A 15,111-nucleotide genomic window follows, 5' to 3' on the forward strand; every position below is an offset into this window, starting at 1 on the left:
TCCCAGACGGGATCTGTTAACCTAGTTCGTAGCATGATGATGAGGCTTAATGAGTTTTTGGCGAAATGGATTATACCCAATCATCATGCTGTTCAGATTACCTTCACAAAACGTCAACACGCCCTAGCCACTATACGCCAGAAATCGTCCTATAAAGCCGATTATCTCAGCCAGATTAAAGTTGCCATACGTCCAGTGTTACCATCACGGCGATAGGAGAAAAAATTTCTTTCCTCAGTGGCAGTACAAGCAGTCCCTCCAAATACTTCATTTATACCAATAGACTGCAACTTTAATTTAGCCAGTAAATAGATATTTGCCAAAAATTTATTACCATAAGGCGTAAAGGCTTGTTCTAGCTCAGGATTGGTTACAACAAACGCGTCCATAACTTCACGACCCACCTCAAATTTTTCAGGGCCAATGGCTGGCCCTAACCATGCGCGGATCATTTCAGGTTTTGTGCTAAATCGAGACACGGTATTTTCTAGAACCCCTGTACATAACCCACGCCATCCCGCATGCGCCGCTGCAATTTCATCTCCCGCAATGGCGCAGAAAAGAACAGGCAGGCAATCAGCTGTCATGACAGCACAAACCTGCCCGGGCATATTCGTGTAAACAGCATCAGCCTGATTATCTTTCGCTGGCTGGCCATCCAGATTGATGACACGAGTTCCGTGTATCTGCTCCAACCAGACAGGTTGTTGTGGCAACTGAGCATATTCAACCAGCAGTTTCCTGTTCCGCTCCACACATTCCGAATCATCACCAACATGGTTACCCAGATTCAAACTGTCATAAGGCGGTAGGCTTACTCCACCCAAGCGGGTTGTACTGCAAGCGCCAACATTATCAAGCTGTGGCCAATCAGGAAAAATCAGCGGGGTCATTTACCTACCAGTCCATCTCATCTTTGAAAGTTTCAATATCCGCTTTCATCACATCAACCAGTTTAACCATATCATCCGGTAATTCTGCATGCCATTCCATCTCAATACCAGAAATAGGATGGTAAAGTCGTAGCATGGTGGCATGTAATGCCTGACGATCAAAGTTGCGCATCACTTCACGAAATTCGTCTGAAGCGCCTTTTAACGGACGAGGACGGCCACCGTATAAAGGATCACCAACCAGAGGGTGCTTGATATGTGCCATATGGACACGGATCTGATGTGTCCTGCCAGTTTCCAGTCGCAGGCGCAGACGAGTATGTGCCCGGAAATGTTCCATAACCCGATAATGGGTAACTGCCGATTTCCCCATAGGATGCACTGCCATGTGTGTCCGTTTTGTCGGATGGCGGGATATAGGTTCTTCTACCATTCCCCCAGCTGTCATGCATCCCAAGGCGATCGCTTCATATTCACGGGTAATTTCACGCAATTGCAGGGATTCCACCAGACGGGTTTGTGCTGGAACGGTTTTTGCGATAACCATCAGCCCGGTCGTGTCTTTATCGAGACGGTGTACAATACCAGCGCGAGGGACATCTGCAATTGCAGGATAGCGGTATAACAAAGCATTCAATACTGTACCATCAGGGTTACCTGCTCCAGGATGTACAACCAAATCACGCGGTTTGTTAATCACTAGAATATCATTATCTTCATAGACAATATTCAACTCAATATCTTGTGGCTCCCAACGCGCATCTTCTTCAATGATGGCATCAATGGAAATTTCTTCACCGCCCAGTACTTTTTCTTTTGGCTTATTGATCAATTTACCATTAACCTGAACTTTATTATCCAAAATCCATTCTTTTATACGGGATCTTGAATAATCAGAGAACAATTCAGCCAAAGCCTGATCTAAACGTTGACCGAGCTGTGTTTCAGCGACTGTTGCATTAAGTCGTATTTGTTGTGCCATATATAAATTCTGTATTTTACGTTGAGTTTTGACGGCAAAGCCGTTTCATTTAAAATAATGTGCTATTGTAGCTCTATCTTTTGCTGGGAACTTCATGGATAGTCTCCCAGAAAACACTCAGAGGATAATCAACACGTGATGATTCGCATGAAATATCTGGTGGCAGCAGCCACATTGAGTATGGTTTTATCTGGATGCTCCAACAATAAGGATGCTGTTCCTGATATCCCGCAATCTCAAATTTACTCAGCCGGGCAAAAACACCTGCAAGAAGGTAACTATAAAGGGGCTATCAAACAATTGGAATCCCTTGATAACCGTTATCCTTTTGGACCGTACTCCCAACAGACTCAGCTTGATTTGATCTATGCCTATTACAAATCAGCAGAATTCCCAATGGCTCTCGCATCCATTGACCGTTTCATGCGTCTGAACCCAACCCATCCGAATATCGACTATGTAATATATTTGCGTGCTCTGATATCCCAAGCCTTGGATGACAGTACCCTGCAAAGCTTTTTCGGCATAGATCGTTCAGATCGAGATCCTGAACATGCCCGTGCCTCATTCCGTGATTTCAACCTGCTAGTCAGCCGCTATCCTAACAGTCAGTATACATCCGATGCTGCCAAGCGTTTAGTCTTCCTCAAAGAACGTTTGGCCAAATATGAACTTGCGGTTGTGAAATATTACACTAAACGCAGCGCTTATGTGGCCGTTGTCAGTCGAGTTGAACAAATGTTACGGGATTATCCTGATACTCAAGCGACTCGAGAAGCACTTCCTTACATGGAAGCTTCCTATAAGAAATTGGGTCTGATGGCTGAAGCAGATAAAGTGGCAAAATTAATTGCGGCCAACCCAGTATAAGATTTAAGAAAAGTAAAAAGCATCATCAACAGCAGCTATGGCTGCTGTTATTTTTCATGGTTCAAATGCCCTTTTTACGGCACTACGCTTAATGGACTTATAATCTGCTTTAATTAGTTTCAGCAACTAACCCCTAGACGTAATGTATCTTAAGATTATCAACCATCTTGATAATACCATAACTGACCGATAATGATGCATAACGCCCCTCTTAGCAATAAATATTCTCTATATCTTCTTCACCAATCACACTTCTGTTACTCACTGTCAAAACAGCCCAATAAAAGTGATTTAGATCATTCTTTTTACGTCAAAGAAAGGTATGCTGAAACCATCGAAGACGGAGTAACATAACGAGGTAACTATATGTTAGTGAACATCACCAGCAAACAAATGGAAATTACCCCCGCAATTCGTAGCCATGTAGAAGACCGTCTAAACAAGTTGAACAAATGGCAAGTCAACCTAATTAATCCACATATCGTACTCACAAAAGAACCACAGGGGTTCTTGGTTGATGCCACAATAGGTATACCAAACAACACATTAGTTGCTAGTGCAAAACATGAGGATATGTACGCTGCCATCAACGAACTACTGACAAAATTAGAGCGTCAACTCAATAAAGTGCAGCATAAGGGAGAAGCACGCCGTGCAGATCACAGTGTTAAAGACTCCAACTTTGACGTAGAAGTTTAATCACAGCTTAACCTTATTTAACGCGCTCAATGAGCGCGTTTTTATTGCCCTACAGAGCCTTTCTATTGACACTCCACACCAAATAAGTTAATTAAAGTACATTAGTGGCACCATAAAAAAGTAATACACTCATAAATGACATGGCTATCAAACTGTTTTTCTTCTTTTTCTTTTTTACCTTCTCATGAGGAGGTTTTTTCGTTTTAAAAAGGATAAGAAGACGAACAAAAAACCTCCCTACCGATGGGAGGTTTTTTTTTACAGACCATTATCTATATCCATAATAAAAACGTCAGGAACATGCTATGGAACGAAAATTAGTTAATATACGAGAAGAAATCAGCAGTATTGATGCAAATTTGCTGGATCTGCTTGGGAAACGCCGACAATTAGCCTGTGATATTGCGCAGACTAAACTTCTCGAACATCGCCCTGTCCGAGATAAAGACCGTGAGCGGGAACTACTTAATGTGTTAATTAATAAAGGCAAAACTCATGGTCTAGATGGATTCTATATTACTCGCCTGTTTCAGATGATCATTGAAGATTCAGTATTAACCCAGCAAGCGTTGCTTCAACAGCATCTGAACCAGACACCTTACGACTCTGCACGTATTACTTTTCTAGGGCCAAAAGGTTCCTATTCCCATATTGCAGCCCGTCAATTTTCGGCGCGCCATTTCAATCAGTTAGTTGAATGCAGTTGTCATAAATTCCCAGATATTTTTTCGCTGGTTGAGATTGGTCAAGCAGATTATGGCATCCTGCCTCTCGAAAATACCAGCTCTGGAGCAATAAATGATGTTTATGATTTATTGCAACAGACGCCACTATTCCTTGTTGGGGAGATAACCCTGCCAATAAATCACTGTTTATTGATTGGTACCGAGACTGATACGTCAAAAATAAAAACAGTTTATAGCCATTCTCAACCTTTCCAGCAATGCAACCAATACCTCAATCAATTTCCTCATTGGAAGATTGTCTATTGCGAAAGTACTGCTGCTGCCATGCAGAAAGTAGCAGAGCTCAACTCGTCAGAAGTGGCAGCGTTAGGTAGTGAAGCAGGGGGGGCACTCTATGGATTACGGGTTTTGGAAAACAATTTGGCAAATCAGCAAAATAATAGTACTCGCTTTATTGTTGTTGCCAAAAAACCCATTGATGTGTCAAATCAGGTTCCTGCCAAAACCACGTTTATCATGTCAACAGGACAGCAGGCTGGTGCTCTGGTCGATACGCTTATTATCTTGAAAAAACACGATATTATAATGAGTAAGTTGGAATCACGTCCCATAAACGGCAAACCGTGGGAAGAAATGTTTTATATTGATGTAGAAGCCAATCTTCGCTCCATGAAAATGCAACAGGCACTTAAAGAATTGTCAGAAATCACCCGGTTCTTGAAAGTCTTAGGATGTTATCCTTCAGAAAATGTGATTTCTATCGACCCCTGCTAAAATAGGAAACCGGATGTTTTCTCAACGCATTTAGATATATACAAAATAAATTAAGTGGTTACTGTAAATAGTAGCCCCTTTTCCATTTCCACTTTGTATCCACCTAGATTTTATATGTGAGCAATAAGAGATACATAGGCCAGAACGCTATCCCAAACTAACAGCCATTGATTATAAGTTTATTTTGGCATGATTCAATGAATTAAAATCATGGATGGATAAAAACAAAAAACCAACTGATGAGGTTGGTTTTTCGTTTTTTGCCCTTAAGTAGGACGGTCTGCCTTTAGTGCTATTAACCGGGTTGGTAGCCTCGGCCGGAGCGCGATATATTTCAACTAACATACTCAGTCTAATGCTTAGAACAGGAAATATCAACCTGTAACATGACCATAAAATAGACGACATTATCAGTCTGGAAATCAACCAATAACAGGCGAATATTTCTGTTTCAACCTATCAGATTTATAGGCTGCACTATATCCGGCTATCACTAGCCTGCTGCAAAAGAGACTGACTCTCTTTCATAAATCGTGTGGCTTCATTACCAAACCATTCATTCACTTGGTTAAAACTCGCAATAAAAGCCGACTTATCCTGACTCTCCAGTATTTCAATCGCCTGTCCAAAACTCTGGTGATAACGGCGGATCAGCTCAATATTTTCAGGACTGGACATAATGATATCGGCATATAACTGAGGGTCTTGGGCAAATAATCGACCAACCATAGCCAATTCCAATCGATAGATTGGTGAGGATAGTGATATCAGTTGCTGTAAATCGATATCCTCTTTTGCAAGATGCCGACCATAAGAAAAAGTAGTGAAATGACGCAGCGCTTGAATGAAGCTCATATTTTTGTCGTGCTGCTCTGCGCTAATTTGATGTAACCGCGCACCCCATACTGATATTTGTTCCAAAAACCATTGGTATGCTTCGGGCTGACGCCCATCACAATACACGACAACCTGTTTGGCAAAACTGCCCACATCGGGTCCAAACATAGGATGCAACCCTAAAACCGGGCCTTGATGTACATCAAGCATCGCCTTTAACGGCCTTTGTTTAATAGAGGCCAAATCAACCAAAACACACTGTTCCGGCAAAGGAGGTAAACGGCGGATAACCTCTTCTGTCAGATGAATCGGCACACTGACAATTACCATTCCTGCATCTGCCAGTATATGTTCGGCCTTATCCCAATCTCCCGACTCAAGAACCCGAACTTCGTAGCCAGATAAAGTTAACAAGCGACTAAACAGTTTCCCCATTTTCCCTGAGCCACCAATAATAACTATTGGCATTAGATGGGTACTGAGTTTTTTGAATCCTTTATCGTTTTCACTTACGTAGGACTCTCGCATAATGCGCCGCAAAATATCTTCAATTAGGTCTGGCGGAATTCCCATCACTTCCGCTTCTTGGCGGCGGGAAGCCAGCATGGACGCTTCCCTTTCTGGTACGTAAATCGGCAAACCCAGTTGGCTCTTAATTTCTCCAACTTCTGCCACTAAATACATTCGCTTCGCCAGTAACGCCAATAATGCTTTATCTACCTCATCAATTTGTTCCCGCAATTGTGATAATTTTGCTACCATATCAATTATCCTGCTTTTTCCATCATCATGTTACGTTTTGCAAAACGTGGGGCAATTTGTTGGTGTAATTTTCTTAATACCTGCTCCGTGGTTTGCCAGTTAATACAGGCGTCAGTCACTGAAACACCATATTGCATCTCAGAACGAGGCTGTTCTGAGGGCTGATTTCCTTCGTGAATGTTGCTTTCCAACATAATACCAATGATAGATCGATTTCCAGACATAATCTGTTCAGCAACGGAATCCACTACGATGCTCTGGCGACGAAAATCTTTATTGGAATTACCATGACTGCAATCAATCATTAACGATGGCGTTAAACCTGCCTTGATCATTTGGCTTTCGCAGTCAGCAACATGCTCAGAACTATAATTCGGTTCGCCACCACCACGCAGGATAACATGCCCATTTGGGTTACCTTGGGTTTGTAGCAGACAGACTTGCCCTGACTGATTTATTCCCATGAAGCAATGTGGCATGGCAGCCGCTTTCATGGCGTTAATTGCAGTATTCAAATTACCATCAGTCCCATTTTTGAATCCAACGGAGACAGACAACCCCGATGCCATTTCGCGGTGAGTTTGTGATTCTGTCGTTCTCGCCCCGATTGCTGACCAACTGAATAGGTCTCCCAAGTATTGAGGATTATTAAGATCTAGTGCTTCATTGGCCAGTGGCAATCCCATTTTAACTAAATTCATTAATAAACCGCGGGCAATATGCAGCCCAGCATCTATATCAAACGAACCATCCATATGGGGATCACTGATTAAGCCTTTCCAACCAACCGTCGTACGGGGTTTTTCAAAATAGACACGCATAACAATATACAGGCAATCACTTAATTCAGTAGAAAGTACTTTCAGGCGACGGGCATAATCGAGGGCAGAGTCCACATCATGAATTGAGCAGGGGCCACACACCACTAACAAACGAGGATCACGGTGCTGAATAATATCAGCGATGGTATTACGGGCATTTGTGATGGCATGCAGATCGTTGCGACTCAATGGGTATTTCTGTTTCAGCTCCTCAGGTGTGATAAAAATCTGTTCACCAAGAATATGAACGTTATTAAGTGCATCTTTTTGCATGATCATGTTCTATGCCTGCCTTGTTTTGTCTGTTTAAGTTTTTTTTTGAGTGTCAGGCAGACAACATACCATGCATAGTAAAGAATACAATCCAATTGTGTAAATAATTTCCAATTACCGTAAATAATTACTTACACATAGGGTATGTATCCTATCGGTGGCTCTATAGGATTAACAATCCCTTTGATTTTTTATTTCCATAAAAAATATATTAATTAATTTAAATATTTTGTGAATTAATATCATAGTTATATTTATAATGGAAACATTTTATTGAAAAGATAAATATTTTTAAAAATCATTCAGTAAAAACAAGATTTCAATTCCGTTTTTATATACAGATTTTAATAAAATTAACATGTAATTTTAATGTTTATATAACACCATAAAATAATATTTATAATTAATAGCTAAATAAAACAGCTTAAAGACCCAAAGTTATTAATTGTTATTCGTTTATTAAAAATAGATATGATAACGCTAAAATTTACCATAATAGTCACATAATTATTGATAGACGCGCGTTATGCTGACATAGAATTGGGACTGATCAATGATATTAGGCTTTTTATACTGGCATATGTTTTTGGGCTTAAACTAGGTAAGCTGCCTGTAGATGTGATGCTCAACATTCTTGTGGTAATCGGTTGTGCATCTACTTGGCAAACTGCAGATGGATTATCGATGTTCCGCTCCCAAAGCCACCACTTTTTTATTAACGCTATTTATTCTTGTCTCCACTTTATTTTTGGCTCTGGCTAATGTATTCAATGTTAACCTATCTCTTTTTATTTTCGCTATCGTACTCTTATGAACTCCATACCGTTCAGCTCGCCTTCATCACAAATTATAAAGTACCATCTCAATCAAAATCATCGGCTCAATAGTAGTGCTAAATATGTAATTAATTCTTTTTTCTAAATCAATTTTCAAAGAAATGTTTTTTTGGAAAAGAAGTGTATGAAGAAGAGAGTTCAGGCACGATCGCAACACTTACTTTTAAACGAGTTTTAATTATAAAAAAATACCGTATAGAAAAAATAGTGCATTGTAATAAATAATTAGAGGCCTGCATATGCAGGCCTCTATAACTTTCGGATGTAGCGAAAGCATATTATCTAGCGTTAAGACGCTCTTTAATACGAGCCGCCTTACCAGAACGCTCACGCAGGTAATACAGTTTAGCTTTACGAACGGCACCACGACGTTTAACACTGATGCTGTCTACAACAGGAGAGTGAGTCTGGAATACACGCTCAACTCCTTCGCCATTAGAAATCTTACGAACAGTGAATGCAGAATGCAGACCGCGGTTACGAATTGCAATAACCACGCCCTCGAATGTCTGCAGACGCTTTTTAGAACCTTCAACGACCCATACCTTAACTTCTACGGTGTCACCCGGACGGAATGAAGGTACGTCTTGCTTCATCTGCTCTTGTTCAATTTGTTTAATAATGTTGCTCATAATAACTCTCTTACCCTAGATAAACTGATATATCAAAGACATTCCTTCACAGGATATGCCTGGATTAATTCGTTGCTTGATCCTGATATTCCTGTTGGAATTCAGACAGCAACATCCTCTGCTCGTCAGTCAGAGCTAGGCTTTCTAGAAGTTCGGGCCTTCTTAACCAAGTTCGGCCAAGCGATTGTTTCATTCGCCAGCGATTAATTTCGGCATGGTTTCCCGATAATAAAACAGGGGGAACTTCCATCCCATCCAACACCTCAGGGCGGGTATAATGTGGACAATCCAATAAGCCATCAGCAAACGAGTCTTCTTCTGCCGATGCCTGACGCCCCAATACTCCCGGAATAAACCGAGATATAGAGTCAATCATCGTCATTGCAGGAAGTTCTCCCCCGCTGAGAACGTAGTCCCCGATAGACCATTCTTCGTCAATTTCGGTTTGGATGACACGCTCATCAATACCTTCATAACGGCCACAAACAAGAATCAATTTCTCATGTGCTGCCAACTCACAAACTCCCTGTTGATCGAGTTTGCGCCCCTGTGGTGAAAGATAAATCACCTTTGCATCAACGCCTGCCTCTGCTTTAGCTGCATAGATAGCTTCCCGTAATGGTTGCACCATCATTAGCATGCCTGGACCACCGCCATAAGGACGATCATCAACGGTACGATGCCTGTCGTAGGTAAAATCCCTAGGACTCCAGCATTCAATACTCAGCAGGCCATTTTTTACAGCCCGACCAGTTACCCCGTAATCGGTTATTGCGCGGAACATTTCAGGAAACAGGCTAATAACCCCAATCCACATACAGCGTCCCACTCATTTAAACCGTTTTAACCGGAGATTAAAAACTAGGATCCCAATCTACTTCAATAGTTTTAGTAGCGAGATCGACTTTCTTGATAACCTGCCCATCAAGAAACGGAACTAACCGTTCCTTGATACCGAATGCATCTTTCAGGTTTGCTTTTACTACCATCACATCGTTAGAACCTGTTTCCATCATGTCGTTGATAGTCCCAAGGTTATAACCTGCAATATTTATTACCTGACAGCCCATAAGGTCTCTCCAGTAATAATCATCGGTTTCCAGCTCTGGTAATTGGGTAGAATCCACCACCACTTCACAGTTGGTGAATAAATTCGCAGCATCCCGATCATCAATCTCTTTGATTTTGATGATCAAATCCTGATTGTGGTATTTCCACGTTTCCAGCTCAACGTGTTGCCACTGGCCTGAACGTTGAATAAACCACGGTTGATATTCAAAAATGTCTTCGGTACGCTCGGTGGAAGAAAACACTCTGAGCCAACCACGAATGCCATATGCGGAGCCCAATTTCCCCAATACTATTGGATCAACAGGTGGCTCCAGGCCAGTTTGCTTGCTCATTGTTGCCACCGCGACAGATTAAGCTGCTTCAGCTGATTTTTTAGCATCTTTGATCAGTGCAGAAACACGATCAGACACAGATGCACCCAGACCAACCCAATGTTCGATACGGTCCAGATCTAAACGCAGAGCTTCTGCTTTCCCTGATGCGATAGGGTTGAAGAAACCAACGCGCTCAATGAAACGACCATCACGCGCATTACGGCTATCAGTCACGACTACTTGATAAAACGGACGCTTTTTTGCGCCGCCACGAGCTAAACGAATTGTTACCATAACATCCTCATTAGTTAGCAAAACAACCAGACTTCATCGAGGAATGAAGTCCGGCTATTCATATAAAAAGCTCGAAAATTTTACTCACTTTGGCGCAAAAAGCAATCCAAAGAGCACTTTCTTTCTCGACTTTGTTAATTATCGCCCCATAAAGCCAGGTGGCAGCATGCCTTTCATGCCTTTCATCATTTTGGCTAGACCACCTTTCTTCATCTTTTTCATCATACGTTGCATTTCATCAAACTGTTTCAGCAAACGGTTAACATCCTGCACCTGAGTACCAGACCCTGACGCAATCCGACGTTTGCGGGAGCCTTTGATAATCTCCGGTTTCTCACGCTCTTTACGGGTCATTGAATTGATAATGGCTTCCATTTTCACCAGAACCTTGTCATCCATTTGGGATTTGACGGCATCAGGGATCTGCGACATGCCCGGCATTTTACTCAACATGCTGGTCATACCACCCATATTGCGCATTTGCTTGAGCTGATCAAGGAAGTCATTTAAATCAAAACCATCGCCTTTTTTCAGTTTTGATGCAAGTTTCTCTGCTTGGGTTCGGTCAACTTTGCTTTCAATTTCCTCAATCAATGAAAGCACATCTCCCATACCCAGAATACGGGATGCAATGCGATCTGGATGGAAAGGCTCCAATGCATCCGTTTTTTCACCAACCCCAAGGAATTTAATTGGTTTGCCAGTAATATGACGAATGGAAAGCGCAGCACCACCGCGAGCATCACCATCAACTTTGGTTAGAACAACCCCTGTCAACGGCAGTGCTTCATTAAATGCCTTCGCCGTATTTGCTGCATCCTGCCCAGTCATTGCATCAACAACAAACAAAGTTTCAACAGGATTGATGGCCGCATGAACCGCTTTAATTTCGTCCATCATTGCTTCATCAACATGCAGACGACCTGCAGTATCGACCAACAGCACATCATAGAATTTCAGTTTGGCATGCTGGATAGCTTTATTGGCGATATCAACCGGTTTTTCCTGCGGATCTGAAGGAAAAAAATCAATATCAACAACTTCAGATAGTGTTTCAAGCTGTTTGATCGCTGCGGGACGATATACGTCAACAGAAACGACCAATACTTTTTTCTTGTTTTTTTCTTTGAGCAGTTTGCCCAATTTTGCAACGCTGGTTGTTTTACCTGCGCCTTGCAAACCCGCCATCAGAACCACAGCAGGTGGCTGTGCAGAAAGGTTCAACTCACTGTTTACCTCTCCCATCGCCTTAACCAGTTCATTCTGAACGATTTTGACGAATTCCTGTCCTGGAGTCAGGCTTTTGTTAACTTCATGTCCTACGGCATTCTCTTTGATTCGTGAAATAAAATCACGCACGACAGGCAATGCAACATCTGCTTCGAGCAAAGCCATGCGAACTTCACGCAACGTATCTTTAATATTATCTTCAGTCAGCCGTCCGCGGCCACTGATATTGCGCAATGTGCGCGATAGTCTGTCAGTTAAATTATCAAACATTGTCTCAGCTCAGATATCTACAAAAGGGGCTACCTGTAAGGCAAATTTAACGAATTATAACACGATGATGATGCAATCTCTGCAAAGAGATTACCAAGTATGATTAACAACGGTTGGAGGCTACCTCAGCTAGCGTTATACTTAAATTTTAAGTTCAATCTAACATTATTGCGAAAACGACAAACGTTATGCCAGTATTTTCAATTATTGCTTTACTTGCTTATCTCATTAGCCTGACGCTCATTGTGCCGGGTTTATTGCGGCAACAAAACAGTTATCAAAAGCTGGCTCTGCTTTTCTCTATTATGGCCCTGATTAATCATGCGATTGCATTGAAATATCAGATTTTTCATGTCAGCAGCGGCCAAAATCTCACGTTGTTAAATTTAGGTTCGATTGTCAGCTTACTCATGAGCACCATTATGACTGTCGTGGCTTTCCGTGGTCGGGCATGGTTTCTGCAACCCATCGTTTACAGTTTCGCCATGATAAATTTAATGCTGGCCAGTATGGTGCCAGGGGCATTCATTACCCATCTGGAAGACAGTATTGAGTTATTCATTCATATTGGGTTAGCGCTCCTTGGGTATGCCACCTTACTTATCGCTGCACTTTATGCACTACAACTTGGCTGGTTGGATCATCTGCTTAAAAAGAAAAAATTCTCTTTTTCTTCTGGCATGCCCCCTCTGATGACCATTGAACGCAAAATGTTTCACATTACCCAAGTCGGTGTCATTTTACTCACATTGACGTTATGTACAGGCATCATGTACATGGATAATATTTTCGGTAAAGAGAATATTCACAAATCCGTTTTATCTATCATTGCATGGTTTGTCTACGTTATCTTACTCTGGGGTCACTATCATGAAGGATGGCGCGGCAAACGTGTCATTTGGTTCAATCTGATTGGCGCGTTTATCCTGACACTCGCCTTTTTTGGCGGCAGGCTATTACAGGAAATTATGGTTTATTAACGGTCAAGGGATCACTGTAGCCAGTCTGTATAAATATTAGGAAGGAATTTTGCTTTGGAGAATGTATCAACAAGCACATTAATCATTATTCTTGTCATCATGGTCATCATTTCTGCCTACTTTTCTGCCTCAGAAACTAGCATGATGACAATAAACCGTTATCGATTACGCCATCTGGCAAAACAAGGTAGCCATCCTGCACGAAGGGTAGAATCACTACTGCATCGTCCTGACAGGCTGATCAGTCTTATCCTTATCGGTAACAACCTCATCAATATTCTGGCCTCTTCGCTTGCCACTATTGTGGGGATGCGTCTTTATCAAGATGCAGGCGTTGCCATCGCCACTGGCATATTGACTTTCGTGATTCTAGTTTTTGCTGAAGTAATGCCTAAAACCATCGCTGCGCTTTACCCAGAAAAAGTGGCATTTCCAAGTAGTTTACTACTACGACCACTGGAAAAAATCATGTTTCCTCTTGTCTGGGCATTTAATAAAATCAGCTTACTGCTTATGCGCTGTCTAGGCATAAAAACCTCTGACATTCGCAATGATGCTGTCAGCAAAGATGAACTGCGCACAATTGTGAATGAGTCAAACACCAATCTCTCACGCCGTAATCAAGATATGCTTATTTCAATACTAGATCTTGAGAAAGTGACTGTTGGCGACATCATGGTGCCCCGTAATGAAATTGTCGGCATTGATATTAATGATGACTGGAAGTCAGTAATACGACAATTGACTCATTCACCACATGGCAGAATTGTGCTTTACCGCGATTCTCTTGATGATGCCATTGGCATGTTACGTGTACGTGAAGCCTATCGCCTCATGATGGAAAAAAAAGCGTTTACGAAAAGAAATCTGATCAAGGCAGCAGATAAGATTTATTTTATTCCTGTCAGCACCCCGCTGAACACTCAGTTGGTTAATTTTCAACGCAATAAGCAAAAAGCAGGCCTAATCGTTGACGAATACGGCGATATTCAGGGGCTTGTGACTGTCGAAGATATTTTAGAAGAAATCGTCGGTGATTTTACTACTTCTATGTCCCCTACTTTAGCAGAAGAAGTGCTGCCACAGAGTGATGGTACTGTTCTAGTTGATGGTACAGCCAATATCCGCGAATTAAACAAAGCCTTCGGCTGGGCATTGCCTTCGGATGGGCCAAGAACAATGAATGGCATGATTCTGGAAGAATTAGGTGAAATTCCCGAATTGAACGCTCAGGTACAGATTAATAAATATAATTTTGAAATTCTGTCAGTGCACGGTAATGTTATCAAACAGGTGAGAGTGACTCCTATTAATCAAGCAGCAAAAATTTCTGAATAAGTAAATATTATCATTAAAAGGGGAAGGATTGACACCCTACTTCCCCTCACTCCATAATATAAGAGTCATCTTCTATCTCTGCGTTCACAATTAACTCCATACTCACACTTATCTTTTCAAAATGAGGATTGCTTTTAAATAAGTAATTTCTATTAAAACTTGGATTCGCCTAATAAGTGCAATTTTTCAGAAGGGCGGTCAGTTGCTATAGTAGGCATCTTTCTCGCTAAAGGAAAATGCACTATGGCCTATACACAACTGACCGAAATAGAAAGATATCAGATTTCCAGTTTAAAGGAAGCCGGTTTTACACAACGTTTTATTGCAACGTCGCTCAATCGAAATCCATCAACAATTAGCCGGGAATTGAAAAGAAATCAGGCGGTACAGAAATACTGCCCTCAACAGGCTCAGCTTAAGGCGTCAGAACGTCGCCATTCTGCCCTAAAAGCAGTCAAGGTGACACCAGAGATATTGATTCAACCAAAATTGCTGTTTGTCACAACCTCCGTATTCCCCGTCATCGCGTATTTGAGGGCGTCGCACAGC

General features: G+C 41.8%; 16 protein-coding genes, 1 pseudogene and 1 other annotated feature. Of the genes and pseudogenes, 8 read left to right on the forward strand and 9 right to left on the reverse strand.

Annotation, left to right across the window (positions count from 1 at the left end):
* Positions 1–161: 161 nt before the first annotated feature.
* Positions 162–893 (reverse strand): purine nucleoside phosphorylase YfiH, encoded by a 732-nt coding sequence (yfiH, locus tag NXS07_RS16295; protein ID WP_038201334.1) that lies wholly within the window; start codon positions 891–893, stop codon positions 162–164.
* 4 nt (positions 894–897) lie between these two features.
* Entirely contained in the window at positions 898–1,875 is a 978-nt protein-coding gene (gene rluD, locus NXS07_RS16300; RefSeq protein ID WP_038201337.1) for a 23S rRNA pseudouridine(1911/1915/1917) synthase RluD, read from the reverse strand.
* 147 nt (positions 1,876–2,022) lie between these two features.
* Here rluD and bamD point away from each other — a divergent pair, with 147 nt between their 5' ends.
* The 3 genes from bamD to pheA all read left to right on the forward strand — a co-directional run bounded on the left by bamD (position 2,023) and on the right by pheA (position 4,904).
* Positions 2,023–2,745, forward strand: coding sequence for an outer membrane protein assembly factor BamD (bamD, locus tag NXS07_RS16305; protein ID WP_172664731.1), 723 nt, complete (start codon positions 2,023–2,025; stop codon positions 2,743–2,745).
* A 366-nt stretch (positions 2,746–3,111) separates the two neighbouring features.
* The gene (raiA, locus tag NXS07_RS16310) at positions 3,112–3,444 is read left to right on the forward strand and encodes a ribosome-associated translation inhibitor RaiA (RefSeq protein WP_038192404.1); all 333 of its coding nucleotides are present in this window, start codon (positions 3,112–3,114) and stop codon (positions 3,442–3,444) included.
* A 139-nt stretch (positions 3,445–3,583) separates the two neighbouring features.
* Positions 3,584–3,704, forward strand: a sequence feature (Phe leader region).
* Positions 3,705–3,749: 45 nt separating this feature from the next.
* Entirely contained in the window at positions 3,750–4,904 is a 1,155-nt protein-coding gene (pheA, locus tag NXS07_RS16315) for a bifunctional chorismate mutase/prephenate dehydratase (RefSeq protein ID WP_038218655.1), read from the forward strand.
* Positions 4,905–5,381: 477 nt separating this feature from the next.
* On the opposite strand, the gene tyrA is transcribed toward pheA, so the two are convergent.
* Both tyrA and NXS07_RS16325 read right to left on the reverse strand, forming a co-directional pair.
* Entirely contained in the window at positions 5,382–6,503 is a 1,122-nt protein-coding gene (tyrA, locus tag NXS07_RS16320; RefSeq protein ID WP_038192409.1) for a bifunctional chorismate mutase/prephenate dehydrogenase, read from the reverse strand.
* 5 nt (positions 6,504–6,508) lie between these two features.
* Entirely contained in the window at positions 6,509–7,603 is a 1,095-nt protein-coding gene (locus tag NXS07_RS16325) for a 3-deoxy-7-phosphoheptulonate synthase (protein WP_038224782.1), read from the reverse strand.
* Positions 7,604–8,107: 504 nt separating this feature from the next.
* Here NXS07_RS16325 and NXS07_RS16330 point away from each other — a divergent pair.
* Positions 8,108–8,359: an anaerobic C4-dicarboxylate transporter family protein gene (locus tag NXS07_RS16330; protein WP_071826217.1), complete on the forward strand. Its 252-nt coding sequence runs from the start codon at positions 8,108–8,110 to the stop codon at positions 8,357–8,359.
* Positions 8,360–8,711: 352 nt separating this feature from the next.
* Here NXS07_RS16330 and rplS read toward each other — a convergent pair whose 3' ends face one another.
* The 5 genes from rplS to ffh all read right to left on the reverse strand — a co-directional run bounded on the left by rplS (position 8,712) and on the right by ffh (position 12,244).
* Positions 8,712–9,065: a 50S ribosomal protein L19 gene (gene rplS, locus NXS07_RS16335; RefSeq protein WP_012989636.1), complete on the reverse strand. Its 354-nt coding sequence runs from the start codon at positions 9,063–9,065 to the stop codon at positions 8,712–8,714.
* A 64-nt stretch (positions 9,066–9,129) separates the two neighbouring features.
* A complete protein-coding gene (gene trmD / locus NXS07_RS16340) occupies positions 9,130–9,882 on the reverse strand; it encodes a tRNA (guanosine(37)-N1)-methyltransferase TrmD (protein WP_038193961.1) in 753 nt (250 codons plus the stop codon).
* A gap of 37 nt (positions 9,883–9,919) precedes the next feature.
* Positions 9,920–10,468 carry a ribosome maturation factor RimM gene (gene rimM, locus NXS07_RS16345; protein WP_038205408.1) on the reverse strand — a complete coding sequence of 183 codons (549 nt, stop codon included), beginning with the start codon at positions 10,466–10,468 and terminating at the stop codon, positions 9,920–9,922.
* A gap of 18 nt (positions 10,469–10,486) precedes the next feature.
* Positions 10,487–10,744: a 30S ribosomal protein S16 gene (gene rpsP, locus NXS07_RS16350; protein WP_038193959.1), complete on the reverse strand. Its 258-nt coding sequence runs from the start codon at positions 10,742–10,744 to the stop codon at positions 10,487–10,489.
* Positions 10,745–10,882: 138 nt separating this feature from the next.
* A complete protein-coding gene (ffh, locus tag NXS07_RS16355) occupies positions 10,883–12,244 on the reverse strand; it encodes a signal recognition particle protein (protein WP_038205411.1) in 1,362 nt (453 codons plus the stop codon).
* Positions 12,245–12,432: 188 nt separating this feature from the next.
* Here ffh and NXS07_RS16360 point away from each other — a divergent pair, with 188 nt between their 5' ends.
* The 4 genes and pseudogenes from NXS07_RS16360 to NXS07_RS16375 form a co-directional block, all read left to right on the forward strand.
* Positions 12,433–13,224 (forward strand): cytochrome C assembly family protein, encoded by a 792-nt coding sequence (locus NXS07_RS16360; protein WP_038189542.1) that lies wholly within the window; start codon positions 12,433–12,435, stop codon positions 13,222–13,224.
* A 54-nt stretch (positions 13,225–13,278) separates the two neighbouring features.
* Positions 13,279–14,562, forward strand: a complete 1,284-nt coding sequence (locus tag NXS07_RS16365) for an HlyC/CorC family transporter (protein WP_038205414.1) — start codon at positions 13,279–13,281, stop codon at positions 14,560–14,562.
* A gap of 243 nt (positions 14,563–14,805) precedes the next feature.
* Positions 14,806–15,036: pseudogene (locus NXS07_RS16370) on the forward strand (helix-turn-helix domain-containing protein); the annotation flags it as partial.
* Positions 15,037–15,050: 14 nt separating this feature from the next.
* Positions 15,051–15,111, forward strand: a 61-nt coding sequence (locus NXS07_RS16375) for a transposase (protein ID WP_258087157.1), incomplete at its 3' end; no start/stop codon positions are given.

This window comes from Xenorhabdus bovienii, assembly GCF_024721015.1.
In the GTDB taxonomy this organism is placed as follows: domain Bacteria; phylum Pseudomonadota; class Gammaproteobacteria; order Enterobacterales; family Enterobacteriaceae; genus Xenorhabdus; species Xenorhabdus bovienii.